The organism is Pseudomonas sp. MF08875 (assembly GCF_059862525.1).
The window spans coordinates 1-23,375 of the sequence record NZ_JCBCUW010000053.1; the positions used below are offsets into that span (position 1 = coordinate 1).

The 23,375-nt window shown below is 55.6% G+C and carries 33 protein-coding genes; 26 read left to right on the forward strand and 7 right to left on the reverse strand.

The annotated features are described in order from the left end of the window. From AC19YT_RS23745 to AC19YT_RS23765, 5 genes are all read right to left on the reverse strand, one after another. A partial coding sequence (locus AC19YT_RS23745; protein WP_146469857.1) for a helix-turn-helix domain-containing protein occupies positions 1-71 on the reverse strand: 71 nt, incomplete at its 3' end. 434 nt (positions 72-505) lie between these two features. After that, on the reverse strand, positions 506-1,234 hold the full coding sequence (locus AC19YT_RS23750) for a phospholipase D family protein (RefSeq protein ID WP_060763789.1): 729 nt from the start codon (positions 1,232-1,234) through the stop codon (positions 506-508). Positions 1,235-1,300: 66 nt separating this feature from the next. Next, entirely contained in the window at positions 1,301-2,104 is an 804-nt protein-coding gene (locus AC19YT_RS23755) for a hypothetical protein (protein WP_060763790.1), read from the reverse strand. Further along, positions 2,101-3,567 (reverse strand): 3'-5' exonuclease, encoded by a 1,467-nt coding sequence (locus AC19YT_RS23760; RefSeq protein ID WP_060763791.1) that lies wholly within the window; start codon positions 3,565-3,567, stop codon positions 2,101-2,103. Before AC19YT_RS23760 ends, AC19YT_RS23755 begins: the two co-directional genes overlap by 4 nt. Then, positions 3,564-4,019, reverse strand: coding sequence for a hypothetical protein (locus tag AC19YT_RS23765; protein ID WP_028622355.1), 456 nt, complete (start codon positions 4,017-4,019; stop codon positions 3,564-3,566). Before AC19YT_RS23765 ends, AC19YT_RS23760 begins: the two co-directional genes overlap by 4 nt. 166 nt (positions 4,020-4,185) lie before the next feature. Here AC19YT_RS23765 and AC19YT_RS23770 point away from each other — a divergent pair, with 166 nt between their 5' ends. Beyond that, a complete protein-coding gene (locus AC19YT_RS23770; RefSeq protein WP_060763792.1) occupies positions 4,186-5,244 on the forward strand; it encodes an RNA-guided endonuclease InsQ/TnpB family protein in 1,059 nt (352 codons plus the stop codon). A 103-nt stretch (positions 5,245-5,347) separates the two neighbouring features. On the opposite strand, the gene AC19YT_RS23775 is transcribed toward AC19YT_RS23770, so the two are convergent. Next, entirely contained in the window at positions 5,348-6,838 is a 1,491-nt protein-coding gene (locus AC19YT_RS23775; protein ID WP_033045069.1) for a DEAD/DEAH box helicase, read from the reverse strand. 260 nt (positions 6,839-7,098) lie between these two features. On the opposite strand from AC19YT_RS23775, the gene AC19YT_RS23780 reads away from it, so the two are divergent. After that, positions 7,099-7,644: a hypothetical protein gene (locus AC19YT_RS23780; protein ID WP_060763793.1), complete on the forward strand. Its 546-nt coding sequence runs from the start codon at positions 7,099-7,101 to the stop codon at positions 7,642-7,644. A 24-nt stretch (positions 7,645-7,668) separates the two neighbouring features. Beyond that, positions 7,669-8,670 (forward strand): nucleoid-associated protein YejK, encoded by a 1,002-nt coding sequence (gene yejK / locus AC19YT_RS23785; RefSeq protein WP_043859657.1) that lies wholly within the window; start codon positions 7,669-7,671, stop codon positions 8,668-8,670. Positions 8,671-8,736: 66 nt separating this feature from the next. Here the strand turns inward: yejK and sppA are convergent, their stop codons facing one another. Next, positions 8,737-9,672, reverse strand: a complete 936-nt coding sequence (gene sppA / locus AC19YT_RS23790) for a signal peptide peptidase SppA (RefSeq protein WP_060763794.1) — start codon at positions 9,670-9,672, stop codon at positions 8,737-8,739. Positions 9,673-9,805: 133 nt separating this feature from the next. Between sppA and AC19YT_RS23795 the strand changes: the two genes are divergently transcribed. The 23 genes from AC19YT_RS23795 to AC19YT_RS23905 all read left to right on the forward strand — a co-directional run bounded on the left by AC19YT_RS23795 (position 9,806) and on the right by AC19YT_RS23905 (position 23,358). Further along, positions 9,806-10,132, forward strand: a complete 327-nt coding sequence (locus AC19YT_RS23795; RefSeq protein WP_060763795.1) for a hypothetical protein — start codon at positions 9,806-9,808, stop codon at positions 10,130-10,132. Positions 10,133-10,650: 518 nt separating this feature from the next. Next, positions 10,651-11,532 carry a prohibitin family protein gene (locus tag AC19YT_RS23800; protein WP_060763796.1) on the forward strand — a complete coding sequence of 294 codons (882 nt, stop codon included), beginning with the start codon at positions 10,651-10,653 and terminating at the stop codon, positions 11,530-11,532. Between the two features lie 73 nt (positions 11,533-11,605). Next, positions 11,606-12,286, forward strand: a complete 681-nt coding sequence (locus AC19YT_RS23805) for a hypothetical protein (RefSeq protein WP_060763797.1) — start codon at positions 11,606-11,608, stop codon at positions 12,284-12,286. Between the two features lie 26 nt (positions 12,287-12,312). Further along, the gene (locus AC19YT_RS23810) at positions 12,313-12,843 is read left to right on the forward strand and encodes a protein-tyrosine phosphatase family protein (protein WP_060763798.1); all 531 of its coding nucleotides are present in this window, start codon (positions 12,313-12,315) and stop codon (positions 12,841-12,843) included. A gap of 270 nt (positions 12,844-13,113) precedes the next feature. After that, complete coding sequence (locus AC19YT_RS23815) at positions 13,114-13,857, forward strand: hypothetical protein (protein WP_060763799.1); 744 nt, start codon at positions 13,114-13,116, stop codon at positions 13,855-13,857. A 38-nt stretch (positions 13,858-13,895) separates the two neighbouring features. Next, a complete protein-coding gene (locus AC19YT_RS23820; RefSeq protein ID WP_060763800.1) occupies positions 13,896-14,231 on the forward strand; it encodes a hypothetical protein in 336 nt (111 codons plus the stop codon). A 59-nt stretch (positions 14,232-14,290) separates the two neighbouring features. Beyond that, positions 14,291-14,632, forward strand: coding sequence for a hypothetical protein (locus AC19YT_RS23825; protein WP_138763901.1), 342 nt, complete (start codon positions 14,291-14,293; stop codon positions 14,630-14,632). Between the two features lie 23 nt (positions 14,633-14,655). Then, complete coding sequence (locus tag AC19YT_RS23830; protein ID WP_155718103.1) at positions 14,656-14,823, forward strand: hypothetical protein; 168 nt, start codon at positions 14,656-14,658, stop codon at positions 14,821-14,823. 105 nt (positions 14,824-14,928) lie between these two features. Continuing rightward, a complete protein-coding gene (locus AC19YT_RS23835; RefSeq protein WP_060763802.1) occupies positions 14,929-15,252 on the forward strand; it encodes a hypothetical protein in 324 nt (107 codons plus the stop codon). Between the two features lie 107 nt (positions 15,253-15,359). Beyond that, positions 15,360-15,500 carry a hypothetical protein gene (locus AC19YT_RS23840; protein ID WP_324747408.1) on the forward strand — a complete coding sequence of 47 codons (141 nt, stop codon included), beginning with the start codon at positions 15,360-15,362 and terminating at the stop codon, positions 15,498-15,500. Positions 15,501-15,539: 39 nt separating this feature from the next. Then, positions 15,540-15,776: a hypothetical protein gene (locus tag AC19YT_RS23845; protein ID WP_060763803.1), complete on the forward strand. Its 237-nt coding sequence runs from the start codon at positions 15,540-15,542 to the stop codon at positions 15,774-15,776. A 75-nt stretch (positions 15,777-15,851) separates the two neighbouring features. Continuing rightward, positions 15,852-16,076: a hypothetical protein gene (locus AC19YT_RS23850; protein ID WP_060763804.1), complete on the forward strand. Its 225-nt coding sequence runs from the start codon at positions 15,852-15,854 to the stop codon at positions 16,074-16,076. Positions 16,077-16,142: 66 nt separating this feature from the next. Then, positions 16,143-16,496 (forward strand): hypothetical protein, encoded by a 354-nt coding sequence (locus AC19YT_RS23855; protein WP_060763805.1) that lies wholly within the window; start codon positions 16,143-16,145, stop codon positions 16,494-16,496. Between the two features lie 115 nt (positions 16,497-16,611). Beyond that, positions 16,612-16,863 (forward strand): hypothetical protein, encoded by a 252-nt coding sequence (locus AC19YT_RS23860; protein WP_060763806.1) that lies wholly within the window; start codon positions 16,612-16,614, stop codon positions 16,861-16,863. Positions 16,864-16,968: 105 nt separating this feature from the next. Further along, positions 16,969-17,418 (forward strand): type II toxin-antitoxin system PemK/MazF family toxin, encoded by a 450-nt coding sequence (locus AC19YT_RS23865; protein WP_011077935.1) that lies wholly within the window; start codon positions 16,969-16,971, stop codon positions 17,416-17,418. 359 nt (positions 17,419-17,777) lie between these two features. Continuing rightward, complete coding sequence (locus AC19YT_RS23870; RefSeq protein WP_011077934.1) at positions 17,778-18,053, forward strand: hypothetical protein; 276 nt, start codon at positions 17,778-17,780, stop codon at positions 18,051-18,053. A 12-nt stretch (positions 18,054-18,065) separates the two neighbouring features. After that, complete coding sequence (locus AC19YT_RS23875) at positions 18,066-18,416, forward strand: phosphatase PAP2 family protein (protein ID WP_011077933.1); 351 nt, start codon at positions 18,066-18,068, stop codon at positions 18,414-18,416. Between the two features lie 58 nt (positions 18,417-18,474). Continuing rightward, complete coding sequence (locus AC19YT_RS23880) at positions 18,475-19,323, forward strand: N-6 DNA methylase (protein ID WP_238347821.1); 849 nt, start codon at positions 18,475-18,477, stop codon at positions 19,321-19,323. 147 nt (positions 19,324-19,470) lie between these two features. Next, a complete protein-coding gene (locus tag AC19YT_RS23885) occupies positions 19,471-19,860 on the forward strand; it encodes a hypothetical protein (protein ID WP_023049076.1) in 390 nt (129 codons plus the stop codon). A gap of 25 nt (positions 19,861-19,885) precedes the next feature. Further along, positions 19,886-20,563: a GNAT family N-acetyltransferase gene (locus AC19YT_RS23890; protein ID WP_060765503.1), complete on the forward strand. Its 678-nt coding sequence runs from the start codon at positions 19,886-19,888 to the stop codon at positions 20,561-20,563. Between the two features lie 60 nt (positions 20,564-20,623). Next, positions 20,624-21,379 carry a metallophosphoesterase gene (locus tag AC19YT_RS23895; RefSeq protein WP_192909177.1) on the forward strand — a complete coding sequence of 252 codons (756 nt, stop codon included), beginning with the start codon at positions 20,624-20,626 and terminating at the stop codon, positions 21,377-21,379. Between the two features lie 315 nt (positions 21,380-21,694). Then, positions 21,695-22,102, forward strand: a complete 408-nt coding sequence (locus AC19YT_RS23900) for a hypothetical protein (RefSeq protein ID WP_060765504.1) — start codon at positions 21,695-21,697, stop codon at positions 22,100-22,102. Then, positions 22,099-23,358, forward strand: coding sequence for a tyrosine-type recombinase/integrase (locus AC19YT_RS23905; RefSeq protein ID WP_060765505.1), 1,260 nt, complete (start codon positions 22,099-22,101; stop codon positions 23,356-23,358). Before AC19YT_RS23900 ends, AC19YT_RS23905 begins: the two co-directional genes overlap by 4 nt. Positions 23,359-23,375: the final 17 nt, after the last annotated feature.

Genomic DNA, 23,375 nt, shown 5'->3' on the forward strand with positions numbered 1-23,375 from the left:
AGGCTGAAACCTTGGGCATGACCGATTTGAATGGTGGCGCGCTCTTCAACGCTGAGTTCGGAATAAGACATAGGGACAGCACCGTACCGGAAAGGTCAGGTGTTGCACTCAGTTTTCGCCGCCGCCGTCGCAGCTAACGACCCGTGCCAGGCACGGACAAACATCTACGCTCATGCGCGGATGGTTGATTCTGGGAGGTAGCATAAGTCAGATGGACTTATGCTTACTTGAACAGCCCCGATCGGAGCTGTGAGGGTTCTTGAGCTGCAATAGCGCGCAGCTTACGCACCTTTCGGTAGGGCCATGATGCCTATTTACAGGGATGCCTGCAACCCTCTGGGATCACGCAAATTTGCGGTCAAGCAGGCCCGGAGGAGAAAGAAAAGCCGCCCTTAGTCAGCCTTGGGCGGCTCGCTTATCGTGTTTCTGGGCCGGCTCACATCAGGTGAGGAATTCCATGGCATCCAGGCTTGCTTTCCGTGCCGGTCGGGCCTCGACACAAGCGTCAAAAATCAAAATCAAACGGCCATAAAAAGTAAAAACCGCCAGGCCCCTTCCGGAACTCGCCACCTGCGGATTTACCAAGTTCTGTCAGGTAATGCATGGTATCTCGAAGCTCGAGGTATCCCCCCGCAACAAGCCGATCCATCAGGTCTTTCGTCTTGATGCCCATTTTTGCAGCCAACTTTGCAGAGGTGAGCTTGGCCATAGCGCCTGAACCGCCATCAGCCGCATCGGTCGATGCCGATGCTGCCTGAGCAGCAGCGCCACCGCCTTCGACCTTGACGACCATTTCCATTGCAATACGCACCTCATCGCTTACACGGACAATACGCTGAGCCTCGTCGTAGGCATCGCGGTAGCACTCCGAGTCAGCCTCCCGGGTCAGCAGGATGCCCATCTCGTTGTTATTGACCTGGCTGAACTCGTAGAGGTTGAGGCTCGTGATGATGGCCACTTCTTCGTTGAGGTAGCACTTGGCATGCAAATTCTTGCAGAAGCTCGTGCGAACGAAGGTCAGGCCCTTGAGCCAGTTAATTTCCTGAGGGTTGAGCTCGCTCTTGCCGTAGACGATCCGCACGTCAATCTTCATACGGTTTTTGTCTTCCAGCAGCTCGCGGATGCGATCATTGATTTTGAGGAACGGGCTGATCAGGATCAGCCGCTCTTTCGCGTTCTTGATCAGCTCCTCCAGGTAGTAATTGGTAGCGCTGGTGTTAAGAAACTTGGGCATATAATTTCCTTGACTTCGTGAATTGCTCGGGCCTAATGCACCCGCGATTGCATGCACCATAAGTGCTCAAACATGGCCACGGGCTCCATCCCAGAAGGATTTGAGATGGAAGAAAAACGCTGGGAGCAGGATCAGCACTACGCTCGCGACTACAGATAGGGTCACCACCGTTACTGCGCCGTTGAGCGCATGCCACATCCCGATCTCGAGATAACGCGCCACAAAATCCGCGGCCTTGATGATGAACGCCATTGCAACACCTTCTCCCTGGAATGGAATCATCTGGAGCAAGAAGACTAAGCCGCCGAAAGCGACCGCAATGATGGCAAAGCCCTTGAGACCCAGGGCGATATCGGCAGTGCTTGGAATGGCGTGCATCGAGATAACTAGGACGAGCAACGCCAGAGCAAACCCCTGCAATGAGCCAGTACCCAAGTCGACGATCGCGGTAACAGAACCGGTGGCCACAGCGCCGATCCAGACAACCAAAGGCACCATGCCCTGGTCGGGAAGGCTCTGTTCGGATGATGTGCCGAGGGAGAGAACGGCGATTGCGCCCCCGGCCAACAAGGGCGCAATGCCCTGAACAAGAAGACCAATCGAGTTGCGCAAAGAAAACGGGCTATAGGAAAACTCGACGTAGCCCAACTGCCCAGTGATTGCATCCGGTGCGAATAGCGCAAGCTTCCTGATTCGCAGGCCGAAGAGCAGGCATGCAATCGCGTGCGCCAGCTCATGTACGGGCCCGCCGATGATTCCAGTGTTCCGATAGATAATCCACGTCTTTGCCGAAAACTGTGACACCAGCCTACCCCAGACAAAAATCGCTCCGGCCGGCACAAGTAAAAGCGCAAGGTAGAGGTAGATCATGCGCGCTGCCCCGCTGCCGCTTCCATCTCCCGCTTGGCCTCGGCGTGACTTTTCTGGATCACGACCTGGGTGATGCTGTTGATCACCAGTACCTTCTTTGCCCTTGTGGCTGCGACATAGAGCAAATTCAGCTCATCAATCCGCTGATCTGGGGTGATTTTCTCTTCGTCGAAGATGTCCGGGAAATCTTCTTCCAAGACCACCACATCCCATTCCAGCCCCTTTGATCGGTGGCATGTGCTCACAATCACATCGGCATCGAGAGGATCATCTGTTGAGTTACGGCGTAGAGCTGCGATCAATTTCGGGATGTCGTTGTGCTCCTTGAGTATCCTGAGCATCCGATTCATCTCGGCATCCTTCGACTCCTCTGCCGCTTCGGCAAACCCTCCAAAGTCGCTGAACTGCCCAAAAAGGCGCTTGTTGCGGATCTCATCCTTGCGGCCGACCTTCAGATGGTAAACATCCTCGAGGTCGGAGATCTGGTATGCCTCAATCCCCCCGTTCCAGTAGACAACTTGGCCATCAGATACAGCATCAATGGCCGTCATGATCACGCCAATCACCGTGCGGTTGAGCACGGTGTAGTGGTTACATCCAGAGGGAAGCGATGTCGTCACTTTGTCGCGCGCACCGTACCCGACCAGGGGACGTGTTTCCCCTTGCTGTTTGAGGATCGCATTGGCTACGCCGGCAATCATCGGCCCGAACCGGAATGAGTTGGTCAAGAACATCGACGCCGCGCCCTGCACAATCTGCGTATCAAGTGCGTTCTCAGCCCCTCGCCAACGGTAGATCTGCTGCCATTTGTCGCCGACAAATATCTTCCTCGCCTTCTGACCAGCGACCAGGGAGGCAGTTACGGGGTTACTGTCCTGCGCCTCATCGAAAAGGATCACGTCATACGGCAGCTGGGGATTACTGAGCTGGAAGAGCTTCAGGTATGCGTCATGCTGGCAGGGGAATTTGCTCTCGGTATCGATCATCTCGTCCCAGAGTTTCTGGGCAGAATTTATCGTCCGGTCGAGGTGATCGGCTCCGTGCTCCGCTGCCTCTTCCTCGCTGAGCGCAGCAAAATAATGCGCCTCACTGATTTCTTCGTCAGCGCTCGAAAGGTAGGCATTGAGCACAGCGATAGCGTCTCGAACATCTCCCCAGTTCCGTGTTTTGAGGAGCCCGGCAGCATCCGTCAGACGGATGTTCCCGAGCTTGTGCTGATAGTGTCGGCCAAACTGCGGCCAGGCCAACTGGTGGGATGTCTTGCACACTACGTTTTTCGGAAACTTCTCCGCGCCTTCATCCCGGATAGCGCGGTTGTACGCCAGATAGAGCATGCGCAAGTGGCTGTGATGGTTGGCGTAGGCAACAAGCGTTGTCGTCTTGCCGCACCCGGCATAGGCCTTCACCACCAGATGGTCACCTTGGTATTCGATGATGGGGAGCTGTTCTGCGGTCGACTTCATTGAGGCGACTCCATTCTGTTTTTTGCACATTTGCCGCCGTAGACAGACAGCGCTGCTAAGCACCAGAACGAAAACACGGCATCAATCAGGTCGCCCATTGGGAGATGGCGAACAACCAGGGCTACCGGCTCTGTCACCACCAGGAACGTCGCATACCCTGCAACGGCATGCATTCCGAAGGTGCGTAAGGCTGCTGCTGCTATGAGGAGGGGAAATAGTGTGTAAAGCGCCAAGCTATGCGTGGAGCTGGAGCTCGGGGCGAGGTGGGTACAGGCGACGACCATGCCAACCGCTACTGCCATCAAGCCGGCAGCGTGACGACTGGACATCGAGCGCAGCTCTTCGCCGCTGTGCCTGAACGTCAGAATCATGACCGCGTGCGAGCCGATGCCTGCCAGGTAGTCAATGAGTGGTGATCGGCATATCGCCGGAAGATATTTTTCGCTGGGCATGTGAGTCTCCTTAGGTGAGGAGATCGTTTCATGCAGGTCGCGGGGAAAGGTCTGGTTTCGGGCGGTTTTTTGGTCTGAATTACGCAGACGCCGCCCTAGATCGGGGCGGCCGGAGAATAGCGATGGCTCACCTTGGGTTATTCCAGAGCTATGGCACGCTGCCGACATGAAGCACACCAAGACCCTCCAGGTTCGCGTTCGAGACAAACACACTCAGCTGCTGCGCCAGATGGCCCGGCAGGTGAATTTCGTCTGGAACTACCTGAACGAACTCAGCCATCGCTCGATCCGTGAGCGCGGGGTCTTTCTGTCGGCCTACGACTTAGATCGCTATACCCAGGGCGCAAGCAAGGAACTGGGCCTGCACTCGCAGACATTGCAGGAAGTGTCGCGGGAATACGCCACGCGCCGCCGGCAGTTCAAGAAGGCCCGGCTGAGCTGGCGTAAATCGATCGGTGTTCGCCGCTCGCTCGGCTGGATTCCGTTCAAATCCGGCGCAGCGAGCTGGAAGAACGGCCAGGTGTTCCACAATGGCAGATGCTTCAAGGTCTGGGACAGCTACGGGCTGGGCCAGTACCGCCTCCGCTCCGGCAGCTTCAGCGAAGACGCCCGAGGCCGCTGGTATTTCAATGTGGTCGTCGAGCTGGAGACCCAGCTATCGACGGGGCAAGGGGTAGTAGGCATCGACCTGGGCCTGAAGGACGTGGCCACCTGTAGCGACGGGCAGCGGCTGGAGAATGGGCGTTTCTACCGCGACCTGGAGCCCAAGCTGGCCAGCGCCCAGCGTGCCGGCAAGAAGGCTCGCGTGCGGGCAATCCACGCCAAGATAGCCAACCGGCGCAAGGATGCCTTACACAAATTCAGCCGCTCGCTGGTCGAGCGCTGCAACACGATCATCGTGGGCGATGTCAGCTCGCAGAAACTCGTCAAAACCAAGATGGCCAAGTCGGTGCTCGATGCCGGCTGGGGTCAACTGAAAACAATGCTGGCCTACAAATGCGCGCACGCAGGCATCGTCTTCAGGGTTGTGAACGAGGCGTACACCACCCAAACCTGTAGCTGTTGCGGTGCATTGCCCGACAGCAGGCCGAGAGGTATCGCAGGGCTTGGAATAAGAGAATGGATCTGTGAGTGCGGTGTCACTCACGACCGCGACGTGAACGCGGCCAGGAACATTCTCGCGCTCGGGCATGAGCGTCCTGGAGAGGGAATCCCCGGCGTTTAAGCCGGGGGAGGATGTCAATCCTTGGTTGTTGAAAAATCGCATGGGTGTTAAGTCCCAGCTGAAAGCAGTGAAACATGGCTCTGGATAATCCCAAGCCGCCGGTTCACCCGAATCGGCGTTTGCTTTTGGCGCGACGGACGTTATAGCCCTTCACCCAGCTTTTCATGTCTTCACTCGGTGGTTTGGGTTGCACGGTACCGATCCATGCGCGATCTGGCAGCTCTTTCATGTATGCCTGGTATGCGTACTGAGCCCACCCGTCTTTCTTGCCGGTCTCACGGGCGTACCCAAGCAGCTCACAGAAAGTGTGCTGTTTACTGGTCGGCCCGAGCACTTTGCGTCGATCGTCTAGCTTCACCAGTTTGCCGGTGGCCACCGCCACCCCATCCGGTATTACGATTTCATTGCCACACTTCGGACAGAGCAATCCGCTGAAAACAAAGCTGCACTTCGGACATGGCTTGGTTTTTTTCTCCTGATCGCCTTTGTCCTGCGGGCGGCGGTCAAGACGCTCCCCTTCCCCATTGTCCATGGCATCGGGCACCTCGTCCGTTGGCTTCCCGTTAAGCAAGAGGTTCCCGGAGTGGTCAATGATAATGCAGTCGATTTTTCCAGTTTCAGGCGAGAGTCGCAGCCCGCGGCCAATCATCTGGTAGTGAAGCATCAGGGACTTGGTAGGCCGCGCTATCACGAGGCAACTGGTCGAGGGGTCATCAAACCCCTTGATCAGCATAGCCACTGAGACCAAGACCCTTATCTTGCCCGCCTTGTACTGGCGCAAGATCTCCTCGGTCTCATGCGGAGGCATATAGCCATCGATATGAGCTGCGGCAACCCCAGCTTTTAAAAACTCAGCAGCGAGCTTCTTGGAATGCTGGACGTTGCAGGCGAAAACCATCGTTTTGCGGTTTTCACCCAGTTCTTTCCAGTGCGTTACCACGTCACCAAGCAGCTTGGCGTCACCCATGACCGTGGCAAGCTCGTCCTCGATCCAGTCACCATTCGGCTTCGTGCTCACCCCCTTCAGCGAAGGCACGGAGGGCGCGTAGCACTGTGTAGGGACAAGGAAACCTTGGTCTGTCAGCTCGGAAAGGGAGATGCAGTTGACCAGTCTGTCAAAGATGCGGCCCAGGCCTCGCCGCCAAGGGGTAGCACTGAGCCCGATAACTGGCACCTTGTTCCGCCGGCACCACGTGATCAGCTCAATATGGGCTTCGTGGATGACATGCGCCTCGTCAATGAGAACAAGGTGTGGTTTGTGGTGGTTGAGCATGTAGTCCAGGCGCGGACGCAAGCTCTGGATCGTTGCGACCTGGATGGGTTTTCGATAGTCAGTGCAGGGATGGTCTGACTGAATCGCACCGGCGACCAATCCATCTTTGTGGAACCGCTCAAGCGTCTGATCGAGCAGCTTCACGCTGTCGACGATGAACCAGGCCCTCCGGTTCTTCGCCTGCGCACCGGCAATGATGTGCTTGGCCACCTCTGTCTTACCGGAGCCCGTAGGACTCATCAGCATCTGAATGATCGCGCCAAGGCTTATGCCCTTGCGGAGTTCAAAATCCTGCTGTTGTTGGTAGGGTCGGAGCTGCATCGAGGTTTCCCGCTGTAAGAACTACAGGTAGGAAACCATCGCTTCGAAATAACCCAAGCCAGGTGCTCGATCCGTGGAATGGAGACGGCAACAGAGCGCAGCCTGATTGAGACGGATATTTTTTCCTGCCAATGCGCCGATACAGGCTCTTCCTGATGCTCGCATCTCGACTTGGGTTTTCCGGCCGGCGTGCGACTGTGTTCGACATTGCCTGAGCTTTCGCACAGGCGTCGACGCAGGCCAAGAGATAGGAGTCGTAGATGGATGACGTAGGAAAGGCGCGCGCTCGCAAGTTTGCTGAGTCGCTGCGGCATGCAAGCTGGGTTATCGATGATGAAGCAGCCGGCGCACGAAATGCCGTTGGATTCTGGCTGTACTCATACAACCTGGTTGCTGGCCCCCGACTCGTTGGCCAGCTGACGCTGGACGGCTATCGAGCAATGCAGAGCGGCGAGGATCTGAAGAATCTTGACGGACTTCAGCCCGCTGATGTTCTCGGCGCAACCCTCAGCGCCTATGACGCTCTGCCCGAGCGGAGCCGCAATGCAGGGGAGTCGCAAACCGTCATATCAGCACTGTCGCTATACGCCAGTTCAACTATGACCTGGCAGGCGCTGCCGCCTCTCAAAACTGGAGCGCACCAACACTTCATGGTGTTCGATTGGCTCACGGCTTCCGGCAAGAGGATTTTTCGCCCCGCCGCTGCAATCACCGGTTCCGTTCTTGCTCCTGAAATCCTGACCGACTTCAGTAAGCAAGTGCTCACCGCCCATTTGTCGAAACACCCCCACGAAACGCCTTACTAACCCCAAACTACAGGGACTTTGCTCATGCCAATCCGTCACATCATCGTTCATCAGATCGACAAAAAACCTGATGGTACTCCAGCCGTCCTGCACGCCCGCGACAGCGAGCTGGGTGTGTCGCCACCCATCGACAACATGCTCGCCGATCTAAACGAGAGCTACAACGCAAAGCAGGGCAAGGCCTGGGGGCTCTTCCATGCGGAGTCCGGCGCTTATCCCTTCAGCCGATGGCTGAAGGAGTACATCGAGGGCGGCCAGGACTTCACATCTTTCACTCACGCTGCCGTAGAGCACCTGCAAAAGCTGATGGAAGAATCGAACCTCTCCACCGGCGGCCACGTCCTGTTCGCCCACTATCAGCAAGGCATGACCGACTACATGGCCATCGCCCTGCTGCACCACAGCGACGGCGTGGCGGTGACCGACGCCCTGGACGTGACCCCAGCCAAGCACCTGGATCTCGGCCAACTGCACCTGGCAGCGCGCATCAACATCAGCGAGTGGCAGAACAACAAGCAGTCCAAACAGTACATTTCGTTCATCAAGGGCAAGAACGGTCGAAAGGTCTCCGACTACTTCCGTGATTTCATCGGTTGCCAGGAGGGTGTAGACGCCCCCGGTGAAACCCGCACCTTGCTCAAGGCATTCAGCGATTTCGTCGAGAGCGAGGATCTGCCCGAGGAGCAGGCGCGGGAGAAGACCAATACTCTGGTTGGCTACGCGACCAGCCAGGCGAAGTTGGGCGAGCCGATGACGCTGGAGGAGCTGTCCGGGCTGATCGATGAAGATCGACCAAAGGCGTTCTACGATCACATCCGCAACCGCGACTACGGACTGTCACCTGAGATCCCAGCGGATAAACGCACCCTGAACCAATTCCGCCGCTTCACCGGCCGCGCCGAAGGTCTGTCGATCAGCTTCGAGGCCCACCTGCTGGGCTCCAAGATCGACTACGACGAGAATGCCGGCACGCTGACTATTCGCAATCTACCCACTCAGTTGCGTGATCAACTCAAGCGCGGCTAAAAAAATGCCCCGTCCATCTCTGGACGGGGCAGATACTGCTTAGCCTGGCCGGGTTCCTGCTGGGCTTTAGCGCAAGCTCAGGCCGTCGAACCCAAGCCGCAATGAGAGGTGTTCGGCAACCGAAGCGCCGATCTTGCTGGCAAAGCGATCCAGGGGATTCTGTTTGCGGGTGAAGTCAACGATCTTGCTCACACCTACGACTTCACGAGCCACGTAGTCAGAATCACCCAGGCGATCAACCAGCCCCAGTCCTACCGCTTGCTCACCAGTCCATATCAGCCCCGAGTATAGGTCGGGATTCTCCTTCGCTTTCAAACGCTCTCCCCGCCCAGCCTCAACCGAGCGAATGAATTGGTTGTGGGTTGTTTTGAGCACCCCTTCCCAGAACTTCGTCTCCTCTTGATTTTGAGGCTGGAATTGATCGAGGAAGGCCTTGTGTTCGCCGGACGTATAGGAGCGGCGTTCGACCCCAAGCTTTTGCATGAGCTCGACGTAACCAAAGCTCGCCGCGGTTACACCGATCGATCCGACCAAACTGGCCTTGTCCGCAAATATCTCATCGGCTGCGCTGGCAATGTAATAGCCACCGGAGGCCCCCAGATCTGTGATGACGGCATAAACCTTCGTGTCTGGATGCAGTGCACGCAAGCGGCGAACTTCGTCGTAAACATGGCCTGCTTGGACGGGACTACCGCCTGGGCTGTTGATTTCCAAAATCACAGCTTTCGTATTCTCACTTTCAAAGGCCTTGCCGAGGCTACGCTTCAGGTTCTCAGCGCTCGCTTCCTCCCCATCCGCAATCACTCCCCTCACCTTGATTTTTGCTGTTACCGGCACATCGGCCCCAACGCCATCAAGGTCTGCCCTTCCGCCGACCACAAAGGCAGTCACGACGATCCCAAGAGTCGCGAGACGGAAAAAATTCTTCCAGCGACGTGCTGAGCGCTGCTCTTTGATGCTTGCTTGCAGCGTTCGCTCCAAGACTTCAAGGCTTTGATCCATGGGATTTCCGTCAGAAAATTTATACACGGCTATTAAACACTGAGGAGAAGCAATCCTGAACAGGCAACGGGAACTTGGGATTCTCGACGATCGTGAGAGAAGGAGGCAGATCAACCTATACGGAGAACCATTTATGCAGGTCGTCACGCCCCAAGCCCGGCATCAGGCTGGACTTAACCTCAGCCTGGCCATTGGAGTTACTGGCTCACCACAAGCACTTTCTCGACTGAAGGCCAAGCTCGAATTAGCTGTTGAGGATGCTTTGCAAGATCTCTCCCAACAGGCCAGCAATGAGCTTGGAATTGAGATCGGTCGCTGCAACATCGAAACGTCCATCTCCCAACCAGAGCGCGACGGTTCGGCGTCGAGCTTGCCCCCCAAGAGTGATTCGGCGGAGCAGCTGGGAGTCCCCTCGGGGTCTGCATCCTCAGCTCCCCTGAAAGCAGGATCGTGCCTGTGAGCGCCGCATCCGCCGTGACACATCACCTCGAGCACGAGCGCTTTGTAGTGCGGGATATCTCTGACCAGTATGAGGCTCCGACCTTTGACCTGATTTTCCGAGACCAGGAGCACGGAGTTGAGCGTTGCTCCGACAGCGTGTGGAGTTCGCACGAGCAAGCCTCGGTAGCAGCGGAGGCACTGGAAAAGGCGGATCGCCGTCCAGTTCACTGGGGTGTGTTGAAGAGCCTCTAAACGGAGGCCCATAGAACTCAGGCGACCATTTGTGTCGCCTTTTTTTTCGCGCTGTCAGCCCCTACGACTCAATCAGCCAGCTAGACGGCCGTATCGAGGTGACTTGGGTTTTTCAGGCATGCCTATAGCGTGGCCAATGCAACTCGACCGAAACCGAGGAGAAAAACACCGCACAACCGCAAACAGCATAGCCCGCTTTCAGGCGATAAAACCGCCTGAAATCGGGACATCCTTCAGCCATTACCTAACAAACTATCCGCTGACCAACCACCAAGGATCATCAGTATGCAATTCAACAATTTCTCATCCTCTTCCAGATCTCCCCTGGCTCTCGGCTCGATTGCCGTTGTGGCCGTTATTGGTGTGGGTTTGCTGCTGGGTTCGTTTTATACCGTCGACGAGAAAGAGCGCGCAGTAGTCCTGCGCAACGGTGCCTTTATGGAGGTGGCAGATCCTGGGCTGCATTGGAAAATCCCCTTCATCGACAGCGCCAAAGCGATCTCGATACAGAACAACGCCACCAAGTGGGACGGCTTGCAGGCGTACAGCCGTGACCAGCAGGCTGCAACGCTGTCGGTCTCGGTCAGCTGGCACGTGCCGGCAGGCGAGGTCGCGGATGTCTACAAGGGCTACGCCGATCTGGAAGGCCTGCTGACAAGGGCGATCAGCCGCCATGTCCCGACACAGGTAGAAAACGTCTTCGGTCAGTACACCGCCGTCAACGCGGTACAGCAACGCGGCAAGCTAGTTGCCGATATCGCCGCCGCAATCAAGGGCGCAATCAGTGGGCCGGTGGTGATCGACAGTGTGCAAGTCGAGAACATCGACTTCAGTGACGCTTACGAGAAGTCGATCGAAGAACGCATGCGCGCTGAGGTTGCCGTGAAGACTCGTGAGCAGCAACTGGCCACTGAGCAGATCCAGGCGCGGATTGTCGTCACCCAGGCCCAGGCTACCGCGGATTCGGCACTGGCCGCCGCACGTGCCGAAGCGGAAAGCATCCAGCTGCGCGGCGAAGCGGAAGCAAAAGCCATCGACGCCCGCGCCCGCGCCCTGGGCAGCAACCCCGGCCTGGTCGAGCTTACCAAAGCCGAGCGCTGGAACGGCGTGCTGCCTACCACGGTACTTCCAGGCGGAACCCTGCCGTTCATCGACGCCAAGAAGTAATCCTTCCTCCCACACAAGAAGCCCGCAAGCCCGACCAGCTCGCGGGCTTTGTCATTGAAAAAGGAATCTACCCATGTCCACAGAAATTCCCTCTTCCGATATGCCCAAGCAGGCCCTGCTAACTCAGGCTGAAAAGCTCATGAGCATTGTCATCGCGACGGCTGGCTTGCTGATCTTCGCGTGGCTGGCTATCTGCGTCCTCGCATCCGCCTGGTTGACCTTCCAGGTGCCAATCACCAACGAAGATATGCGGAACGCATCGTTCCTCAGCCCTCGAGTTGGTCTTTACTGGCATGGCTCCGTAATGGGGGGGCTACTTGCGCTGTATGGGCTAGGGCAACTGCTAAGCCTGCGCGTGGCCGGCTTCTTCCTGGTCGTGCTGGGCATGTCCTTCATCTTCGCAACGTCCGAGGTAAGTGCTCTGCGTCAAGGCATCTTGGACGGTGATATGAAAATCGGCTGTTTCAGCCACGAGTCACTGGAGTGTCGGAAAATGCTCAAGCTGCCAGAGGGCGACGGCCAGTCCATCTACCGCAATCCGAGCCAAAAGAGAGAGGGTGGTTACGCGCCATGGTATGAGCCGATTCGGGCACATTTGCATACCAAGGTTACGGCGTTGCTGCCAAACACCATTCCCGGTGTTGCTTTTCTTCAGAGCCCGGTCATTGCCGCGTTTCATGTCGGCAAACTACAGAGCCTAGTGGAAGCCCAGCGCATCGATGTATCGAAATTCAGGGCCTCGGTAACCCAGTAGACATGTCGGTAGCAACGGAGAGAAAAATGCACCAAACCATACCCAGCTGCACCTTCTTATCGCGCAGCGAGGCTGAAGCATACTCGCCAGGCCCTGACTGCCATCTGATATCGATATCTGATGGCCTTGAAGATCAGGCCTGCATCGACGAAGCACGCTGGAAGAGTGTGAGCTACCACCACTTCATTGATGCTGGCTTTGACGAAGAAGTCATTGAGATATACGGGCCAGATTTTGAGCGGAATTACGTCGACTACTTGCTCAGCAGCAAGGCTGACGTGCTGCGGGAGCGCATCCGGGAAATTGCAGATCAAGGGGAAAATATCGCTGTCAATTGCCAGGCCGGGCGATCCCGGAGTGCCGCGGTTTCTTTGTATATCAGCAAACATCATGGGTACCAGCTGCATAAGCCGACCCCAGACGCAAACCAGTGCGTCTACCGGATGTTGGCCAACGATGTTCACCTGATGGCAGCCTACCGTGCGGCAAGAACACCAGTGGAACCAGAAGCGCCAAAGCGAAGCCTTCTTTCGGCGATCAAATCGCTGTTCTCCTGAGAGAGCAGAAGACCGCAGCGAGTCATGGTAAATTAGGCCCTGGGCAGCTTCATGGTAGAAGCTATGCTCCCAAGGCACTCCTCCCCCTCCTGTCTCGTCTGTGGTGCCGCTGAAGCTGCTCGTTTTATTACAAAAGCCCGCCAGGCTTAACCTCGGCGGGCTTTTCTTTGAGCAACGCACTGTCGCTCAACCAGCCATTGGGTTTTCGGCTAGCCGCAGTACGCTCATAGCTGAATCTTTTGTCACCCACATGCAGTCAAGGAACGGATCATGAATGTTGAAACAACGCGAGCGGCTTACATCGAAGAACGCCGGCAGACAGAAGCTGAGCGCAAGGCTCGTGCTGCCGAAAAGCTCAAGGATCACCAGTACACTTGCCTGGTGAAGCAATCCGATGTTGAAGTCTGGCGTTGCAAGGCTGAGGGCACCACCGCCTATGCCTTCGATATCATGATGACCCGGTTCGGAATCGCCGTTGTCGGCGATATCGGCGACCTGACGTTCAGTGTCGGCCTGGGCTATGGCATATCGTTCCTTGCGGGTGATGACGTCACCTACTACCTGCACACCAAGCTCAACGAGTCCCACAAAAAGCAGGTGTTCAGCACAACCCTGTTCCGCCAGGTACTGGTGTCGAGCATCTGCCGGGAACTGCACGACAACTGCTCCGAGGAAATTTGGGACGCCCTGCCAGCCTGGGCGCAGGATGCGGACCTGGTTCGTGGTGAGCATTGGGGGGAGTTCCGCGCCCTGACTGTGGCCAACCGCCGCGATCTGGAGAATGGCGATGATCGCTGGATGCACTGGGACGACCTCTTTGGCCTCGCTGAGAACATCGGTTTCACCGAAGAGGCGCACCAGTTCATGCGCGACAATGCCGAGGTCCTGTGCCTCGGCGAAGAGTGGTACGAGCACCGGATAACGAAGACATGCGACAGCCTTTATGCTCAGCTCTACATGATCAACCACGCGGCGAAGGCGATCATGGCTCAGGCCGATCAAGCCGCTGCTTGAGGGAAAACAAGATGATTAGGCACTCAAAAGGAACAGCAGTGAACGAATCCAGTGAAGTGGTGCAAAGCAAGAAAGGCGACCTCCACCTTGAAGAGGGTTTGCAGCGCATCCTAGCAGCTGTCTCGGAATATGGCCCTGACCTCTGCCGTAGTTACGAAGGCGTCGCTGAAACTGCCGCAAATATCAAATCCGCATTATCAGGCTATGGGTACAGCGTATCTCTTGGCCAAGCTGAGGAGATCTATGCCTTTTACTCACAGAGCAAGTGGGCAAGCTGGCTGATGGGTGGATGCCCAACTCTGGATGACGCAAACCAAATGCTGGTTGAGTTCACCAACGATATTCTCTTTGGTGAAAATCACGCCGAACTATGATCGAGCAGCTGTCCCACCTTCCAGGTCAGGGCGAGCCTCCATTTATCACGGAATTGAGCATGAACCGATTAACAGCAGGACTTCTATTGGGCTTGATCGCAGGCGTACCAGGAGGCGCGGCCATCCATGCGCTATACGTGCGCCAAGAGGCTCCTGTGAGCGAACCGACGAAGGACAGCTTCAACTTTGATCGTTCCGGATCGCCGGAGGCTGCGATTGGGTTAGCCGGTGAATATGCAATGCACTCTTTCATCGTTGTTGGCGACCCGAGGATCTGGGCCGATACGGCAGCGGTGCCCATTTTGATTGCAGGTCGCAAATGTGAACTCACCATGCAGCGAGCGAAGGTCGACGCTGAAAATCGTACCGGGTGGCGGGTCACCAATCAGTCTTGCCAATAACTGAAGTGTTCAAGGAAATCGACATGAGCATCAGTGGAGCAATTTTTTTCTCAGCATTTCTCGCTGTTTTTTTTGGCTGGCTCAGCTCGCATGCTGCATCTGCCTGGAAACTTTGGCTCGGTTTTTTTGTGGTGACTGTTGGCCTGACGTGGTTCATCTACGTTTGCTCTGTCATGGCCGATCAACAGTAACTGTTTAAGAAAAACGCCCAGGAACGCCCAAGCCTAGCCCTCGCGCTGGGCCGAGGCACTAGAAGGACGCCACTTTCGCGTCCGCGAAAATACAGGGAGAACACCATGTTGAGTCAGGAACAGTTGGCGGCAGCGTTGAAAGCATTCGGTGAAGCTGTACCAGCTGGCACCAAGCTTCATTCGTTGAAAGTTACCCCCTCTGTGGGATACACCGATACAGAGGCAAAACCCGTGTTCGTGTTCGTTCTGTCCGATAACGACAAAGACGTCCAGCGGTTGAGTCAGGTAATTGACCGGGGAATCAAGGCGTTTGAAACCGAGCCAGGTCTAACAGCCTCACTTTTGCGGGATAAACCTTCCGCCCAAGCGACTGCTGAAAACATCGCTTCCCAGGCAACCACACACATCTTTCTCAAAGACAGCCAGTAGTCACGCAAATCACATGGGCCTGCCGACGCTAGTTGAATTGACTATGTGCCCATACTGCGGCGCAGACGAGTATTACGTGCGTTACACCTATAGCGGACAAGGGATTTATGCCCGCCAGCTTTTCCGGCGATAACTCCGGCGTGGACAATTCGGGTATGTACGACAAATTGGTGATGAAACCGGGTAAGCGCGCCTTTTGCGTTGATTGTCACAAGCCGGTGGCTCAATACCACCGCGAATTTGAATGAGGCAAACGCGACCATGAGTAGCACGTATAGGAATCTGCCATGCTGAATCTCGTAACCGATCAGCGCCCAGGAGAGCCTGACTTGCTGTCTGCATTGAAGCACGCGGCTTTTGAAATCCGCTCCCTCGCCGGCGACGTGCTCAAGGCTATTGCCGCCCCAGCAGCGGGCTGGACGCATCAGCAACTGATGGCTGTTGCGCATGAGCACGAGTCAGTCACACGCGACGGCGCCGATGGCTACCTCGGTGGAGAGTGGATCGGCAGTAGCGAAATCTGACAAAGAAAAACCCAGCCCTGAATGTATTAAGCCGAGGCAGCACGACTCGGCCATCAGGTCTTTGGTGGCCAGGCCGTGTCGCCCTACCAGGAGATCGAGGTTGGACTTCACCTGATCGACGAACGCGCCCGGATGTGGCTCGGCACCGAGCCTGAAATTCCCCACGGAGTTTTTCCTCTGGATGGGAGGCTTTCAGACCAATACATCGGCATCAGAGTGCAAATTGATCCCCTGCCCCCTTCTGTCTATGAAATTCTGATCATGCCGCCATTTGGCATCGGCTCTCCCGAGGCTCGTTGATTCCGGTTGGGATTCCAACCTCATGCCGTAACCTGATGGCATCTCCTGGAAAGCTCGGATCGCCTTATGTCTTACACCACCTCCACCATCAACGAACTGTTTCGTCTACGCGACAGGGTAGGCCTCTCAACAGCTTCGGGCTTTAAGGCCCGTGTGCGCTTCGTGCAGCTAGCCTATCGCCACAACCTCGTGCGTGAGATCACCAGCTATCACTTGTGGGATCGGGGGTTTGAAGGACTGGGCGAGCGTACTTTCGATACCTGTTTCGAGATGGGAGACAGTCCCGAAGTTATTGCAGAACTGATCCGTGACGCCCGCGCCCATGGCTACGCCGGAAACATAGAGATGGAAGTGGGTAATCCCGACTGCTTTGCCCGTTGGTGCGGATACGCAGACCGACAGCAAGAGCTTGCATTTTGAGGACTAGCACCAACAGCAATCCCAGCCCGGCTCGCCGGGCTTTTTGTTGGCTTGGGATATCGCATAATGGAAATAGCCTGAAAGCATCTCCCCTCTGACAACAAGGAGTTGCCTCATGCAGTCCCCTACACTCAAGTCGAGCTATTTGCCGGAATACCTTGCATGGCTCATGTTCCTAGCCGGGGTGGCCAATGCCACGCTGATCTGGTCTGGGGTGTTCGAAGCCGCGCCTCAGGCCTTCCTGCTGCTTTTTGACGGGCTTTTTGGCAACGCTGGAATCGCCCTCCTAGGCTTCCTCATGTTGACCACCTGGTGCACTCTGGGATGGCTGCTTGCCGCACTCATCCGCTGGCTGCCCCGGCCTTGATACTCAAATGCAAATTGCATCGGTTGTCCCAGCACTCGTTCGCACGGGATGCGTGGCGCTGTGGCATCATGCAGTCTGGCAGCGATCCAGCTTTAAGGACGATTGATGGCTATTAATTTTGAACCCAAGATAGGGCAGATCTTGGAATGCAATTACGGCGATTATCAGTACGATGAAAACGGCGTCATAGTTTTCAAGAACTATGACTACCGGTTGAAGCCCGAAATGATAAAAAACCGCTTGGTTGTTGTGCTCAACGCGCGCATCGACCCAAATGCCTGCATTGTCGTGCCGCTATCGACAACAAAGGACATGGGCAAACTCAGCCGCGGGCTACACGTCGAGCTGGGGAGCGACCTGATTGACGAGCTACCGTACTTCAAGCAACAGACCAGGTGGGCCAAAGCGGACCTCGTTGAGCAGGTCAGCAAACAGCGCCTATTCAAGCCCAGGGCGATGCGTGGTCATCTTGAGCAGGTGCTATCGCGAGAGGTCGTTACCCTGATTCAGACAGCAGTGATTAAGGCCGTTAACGCTGGTGGATTGCTGAAATAGCCTAGGTCAAATGCTTACTGAATAGTTGACATAAGTGTCAGCTGACCCTATTATTTGCCACGTAGCCCTTGAGGCACTTGAGTTTTATCCCCCTAGAGGGACCTGCAAAGCCCGGTTAATCACCGGGCTTTTGCCTTTCTGAGATTCCCTCTCCCCTTCTCTACCCCCCTTCCTTCAGAGGTTGCCGCTGGGCGTCACATCCCAACCAGGCAGCATCGGCTTTCTCCAACCGCACATCCTACGCTTATCAGGTAGCCACCAGCATTCCATCCCACCTGCTATGCGCTTGGGTTGTGCCTGGCAAATGGGATAATCGGAGCCTAGATTGCACTCGACCGCTCTGAAAAGGAACCCTATTCATGCGTACTCTGGTACTGCCGCTCAAAGGCGAGTATTTCGACGCAATCAAGGCCGGGATCAAGCCGGAAGAATTCCGAGCTGCCACGCCCTATTGGCGACGGCGTTTGGATGGACAGAGCTTCGACCAGATTGAGCTGACACGGGGCTATCCGAAGCGCGGAGACGACGCACGAAGACTTGTGTTGCCCTGGAAGGGCTATCGCTTGACGACGATCGTTCATCCACACTTCGGCGCAGATCCAGTCGAGGTTTTCGCCATTGATGTTTCGCGCTAAGGATGCGGTTCAGTGAATCCGATCAAGCAGCATTTCCGACTGAAAAAACCCTGTGCGAATTGCCCTTTCCTCAAGGAAGGAGCCATTCCGCTAAGCCGCGGGCGCTTGGAGGGGATTATTTCTACCCTGATCGAGGATGATCAATCTACTTTCCAGTGCCACAAGACCGTGCATTCAAAACGGGGTGGCAACTGGGACGATGAGGGGAACTATGAACCCTCGGGGCACGAGTCGATGTGCGCTGGAGCTGCGGCTTATCTCATGAAGAAAGGCAGGCCGACCGTGGGTATGCGGTTCGCTTTTGCCACCGGCGATGCTTCCCCCAACGACTGGGATTCAGTGCGAGAGATCGTGATCGACTGACTTCTTGGGTTCTCATCACTTCGGGTTAGGTTCGTCCTAACGTTCCCGATAGCAGCTGATGAGCACCATGGCTAAATCAAGACACGCAAACGCAAAGACCGCATCCTCGAGCCCGGCAGAACACCGTAAAAACCTCATTCGCCTGCTCAACGCAAACAGCCATCGCCATCACTTGTGGGATGTGTTTGCGGACTTCTGCGAAATGGGCGCGCTAGCGATGAGCAACAGCGTGGACCTAGCCCAGCGTAATGAGCGTGAAAAACGCTACATGAGCGTCATTAAGAAGTATGAGCCGAGCGAGGTGCATCGGTTTCCCCAGATGCTCGCTGAACTCACCATGGCAATGGAATATGGGCCTGACGATGTGCTTGGCCAGGTATTCGGCGAGTTGGAGCTGGGGAACAGCTCAAGAGGACAGTTTTTCACCCCTTACCCAGTCTGCAAGCTCATGGCCTCACAACTCTTTGGGGATGGTGCAGATCTGCGCAAGCGACTAGATGAGCGAGGTTTTATAACGGTCAACGAACCAGCATCCGGTGCGGGAGCTATGGTGATCGCGATCGCCGAAGCGCTGGGAGACAAAGGCTTCAACTACCAGCGCTGCCTCCATGTGACTGCGCAGGATGTCGACTCCCGCGCAGTTCATATGACCTACCTCCAGCTCAGCCTTCTGCACATTCCCGCAATTCTGATCCTCGGTAACACGCTGGCGCTGGAAGAACGGGAGCTGTGGTACACGCCGGCACACGTTATGGGTCTATGGCGCGCCAGGCTAACGCGCCACCAGGCCATGGCCAGCGAGATCACCAATCCGCCAGACGAAAATACTACGCCCGTCCTGTTCCGGGACTTGGCCGCTCTCACTGCGCCCCCCGCAACCAGTGGCCAACAAATCGCACTGTTCTGATGAGTATTGCTGGCGGAAATATCTCCGACACACCGGAGGAAGATACAGCGCCCTGCTCCCGCCCAGGGCAGTAAATGCATCAACTTGAGTTGGCATTTTCTCCCGCGCTGGCATGCTTATTCCTCAAACATCATTGGAGCTCCATCTATGCGCAAGCTGTTTATCTACACCCTCGTTGGCCTCTCGTTGGCCGGCTGCGACTCGTCGCGAGATTCGGGGGCCGCAGTCGGTACCGGTGCTGTCGAACACGAGCGCACTTTGCACTACAGCAAGGCAGAAGACGGCTCGACCGTGATTCAAGCTACTCGCATCACAAACGGCCAGCGAGCAGTCGATACGGCAGCGGGGGAGGACGCGGTGCAAAGCAGGGGGGGATTCATGAATCAGGTCGCATTCAAAGACTGTGGCCGTGTGAACTTTGCCAAAACGGGGCCTGGCGAGGGCGTTGTTCAAGGCATCCACACCGGGCGCGGAATGACGGCTAAATGCAAAATCCGAAACTGGGATGGTCAGTGGCATATTGTTGAAAGCAAATAACCGAAGCGAACACAAAGGAGCAATCATGGAAGTTGTTACAATCAAAAATATTAAAGAACTAGGTGATTCGCAGAAAGAAGAAATCTTGCGTATGGCATATCGCTATAGCCAGGATTTGGTCAACCGACCAATAAGTACTACCCACCCGATGTTCGGCGTAGTTCGTGCATGGATGCTGACTGACATCCAACTTCAACTAGACCAAGCAATTAGCCTGATGATCAATTCAGAATTAGTAATTGCTGTAAATGCCGCATCAACTATCATAGGTTTTATGACCCTGACCCGTGCTAACGACTCCGAAACTGCTTGTGGCATCAATTATATTTGCGTCGATTCAGCCCACCGCAATCAGGGAATTATGACTGCGATGATTGCCAGCCTAAAACCACGCTTCACCGACATAGCGCTGAGCTGCTTTCCAACACTCGTAGAGGCGTATGAAAAGATCGGATTCGTAATGTGCGAGGCCCAAGGGGCTCAAGTCGCTATGCGAATTGGCGGTTCCTACAATATGAACGTCATAGACCCGAACTTCCTGAACAGACAAAGTGCGGTTTCTCAAGAAGCTCAACGCTTGATTAGCGAACTTGGCGGGGATCGGGCTGTTGCTATCAACGATGAGTATGACGCTGAAACAAAGCGAATATCTCAAGAGGTTGCGTACTTCGTTGAGCAACGCAAGAACCCTTTATCCATCTAGGCGCTATCCGTTCCGAAAATGGTCTGTATGCCAACAATTCCAGCGTATCGCGAGCCTATTATGATGCCCAAATTCCTTCATCTTTCTGCAATTCATGCCCCGGTCAGCGTGAGCGCCAATGGCTATTACGCGAAGTATGGAGCAAATGTTTTTGGGCGTGATTTCGTGGTTGGCGATATTCATGGTGAATTCAGCAAGCTATCGAAACTGTTATCTTCGGTAGGATTTGACGAATATGCAGACAGACTATTTTCGGTAGGTGATTTAGTTGATAGAGGGCCAGAATCACACCAAGTTGATGACTGGTTGAAGAAGCCTTGGTTCAAGTCTGTTATGGGGAATCATGACTACTGGTGTGTTGAAGGCGGACTAGATACCGAACCAGTTGGACACCGGAAGTACGGTGGAGAATGGTTTTATTCCCTTACCTCTGACGAGCAGAAGTCCATAGGGCTTGCTTTACATGGTCTACCCATCGCTATTCAGGTCGAAGGCCGCAACGGCGAAAAGTTTGGAATTGTTCATGCTGAATGCACATGCCTAAGTTGGTCCCGCTTCGAAGAGGCTCTGACAGGTGAGTTAGGCGACTCTTATAGGAACTACCATGCCACGGAAGCAATGTGGCGTAGGTCTCGACATGTAAATCAAACAACCATCCCCGTTGCTGGTATCGACAGGATCTTTGTAGGCCACACGAAAGTCGCTGCCGTCCTTGATTTAGGGAATGTTCGATATATTGATACTGGTGGTGTTTTTGAAAACGGGCTATTGACCATAGTTGAAATTGGCGGCTCAGAAGCCATCCATTCAATCTGATCAGGCAACAACCCGGCCGAGGATTCAGGCCTGCTGCCGGGTGGGCGACTCCCCCTCTCCTCTCCCCCACCTCACCTGGTCCAGGTACTCATGCTCTCGTCGGTCGGCCTCCTCTGCTTCCTGGAAGGGTCATTCTGCTCGATAGCAACTGTGGGCTATGGTGTGGGACGTAATATTTGGGTTTTCTCGAATCCCTTATAGGTTCTGGCCTGTAGCCGTTTTGTATGGGGATACCTTATCCTCCTACATTCCGGCGAGATCTGGCGCGATTGCAGTATCAGCGCCTGCGAACAAACGAGCCGCGAGGAATCCGTAGTGAAAAACCATGCTTCGAATGAGCACGCTCAAAGCGAGCCGATTTCTGGTGAGATTTACCACGTCACGCCAACCCGTAATCTTGAGTCCATCTTCCGTGACGGTTTACGGCCGCAGATTGGACCTCGCTCCGAACTACTCGGTGAAGCCAAGGAAATGGTCTATTTCTTTGGGTCGATGCTGGCAGTAGAAGACGCACTCAGTAACTGGCTTGGTGAAGCGCTTGATGACGAGCCTGGAGCGATTTCCGTTCTCGCCGTTGATCGCTCCGGTTTACACCTCGTTTCAGATGCGGGGTACGAGCTTGCTTGCCTTCACCTTGTCCCACCGGAGAACATTTCTCTCGCTTTTCAGGATGACGTGCCGGTGGATGAAAAGAATGGCCCGGTGACCGAGGGCACCTCATGAGCAAACTGACCCCTAAGTTCGTCAAGGATGTCGACAAGCCCGGCTCCTACCAGGACGGCCGAGGGTTGATTCTTCGTGTGTCAGCTACCCTGCGGAAAAGTTGGGTCTTTCGCTATATGCTGGCGAAGCAACGGCACGATCTAGCCCTGGGGACATTCCCTGCCTTGAGCCTCAGAGACGCACGGCTGGAGGCTGACAAGTACCGGCTCGATATCGCCCGTGGCGTCGATCCAGCCGCTGAGCGTGCGAAGGCCAAAGCCGCCAAAGCCTCACGAACTACAACGAGCCACACGTTTCGGTCTTCGGCGGAAAGGTACATACGCACGCATTCGTCGAGTTGGTCTAAGAAGCATCACCAGCAATGGCAGAATTCACTCACGAAGCATGTCTACCCTGTCATAGGCGGATTTCGGATAGCCGAGGTCGACACGGACGATATCCTGGATGTGCTGACGCCGATCTGGAGCAAGATCCCCGTCACGGCGAACCGCGTCCGGAATCGCATAGAGCTCGTGCTCGATGCAGCGAAGGCACTGAAGCTTCGGCAAGGTGAAAACCCCGCACGGTGGCGCGGTCATCTCGACAAGCTCTTGCCCAAGCAATCGCATACGGTAGTCCCCTTCCCGTCTCCGACACCTTTACGCACTGCCGAGCTGTTGGCCAGGCTCGATTCCCTGGATGGGGCAGCAGCTCGTGCTGTTGAATTCGCAATTCTGACTGCGACCCGTAACCAAGAGGTGAGCGGGGCCCAGTGGCCGGAAATAGATTGGGAGGAGAAAATCTGGTACATCCCAGCAGAACGCATGAAAGCGGGCAAGGCTCACCGGGTACCCCTTACGGAGCAAATGCTCGAGGTGCTACGGCAGCAGGTCGGAAAGCATGACAAATGGATATTTCTCAACTCCTGGCGAACAGGCCCTATTCCCGGCAATGCCATGGCAAGGGTGCTCGATCAGCTCCAGGTCGATGGCGTCGTACCGCATGGGTTCAGATCTACTTTTCGGACGTGGGCCGCGGAAGAAACCGATCACCAGCGAGAGGTTTGCGAAATGGCTCTCGCGCATACCCTCAACAGTAAGGTTGAAGCAGCATATAACCGAGGTGACTTGCTAGATAAGCGTCGCGCCCTGATGAAGGATTGGGGGGACTTTCTTGTCGCCAACGCTCCCCAGGTGAAAGGTGAGGTATCGGATCTGGTTTCGGAGCTTGCCCCTGATGCTGGGTCGGACCTGGCCAAGGTGCAGCCGGCTGCCTGACGGCTGGGATGATGGGC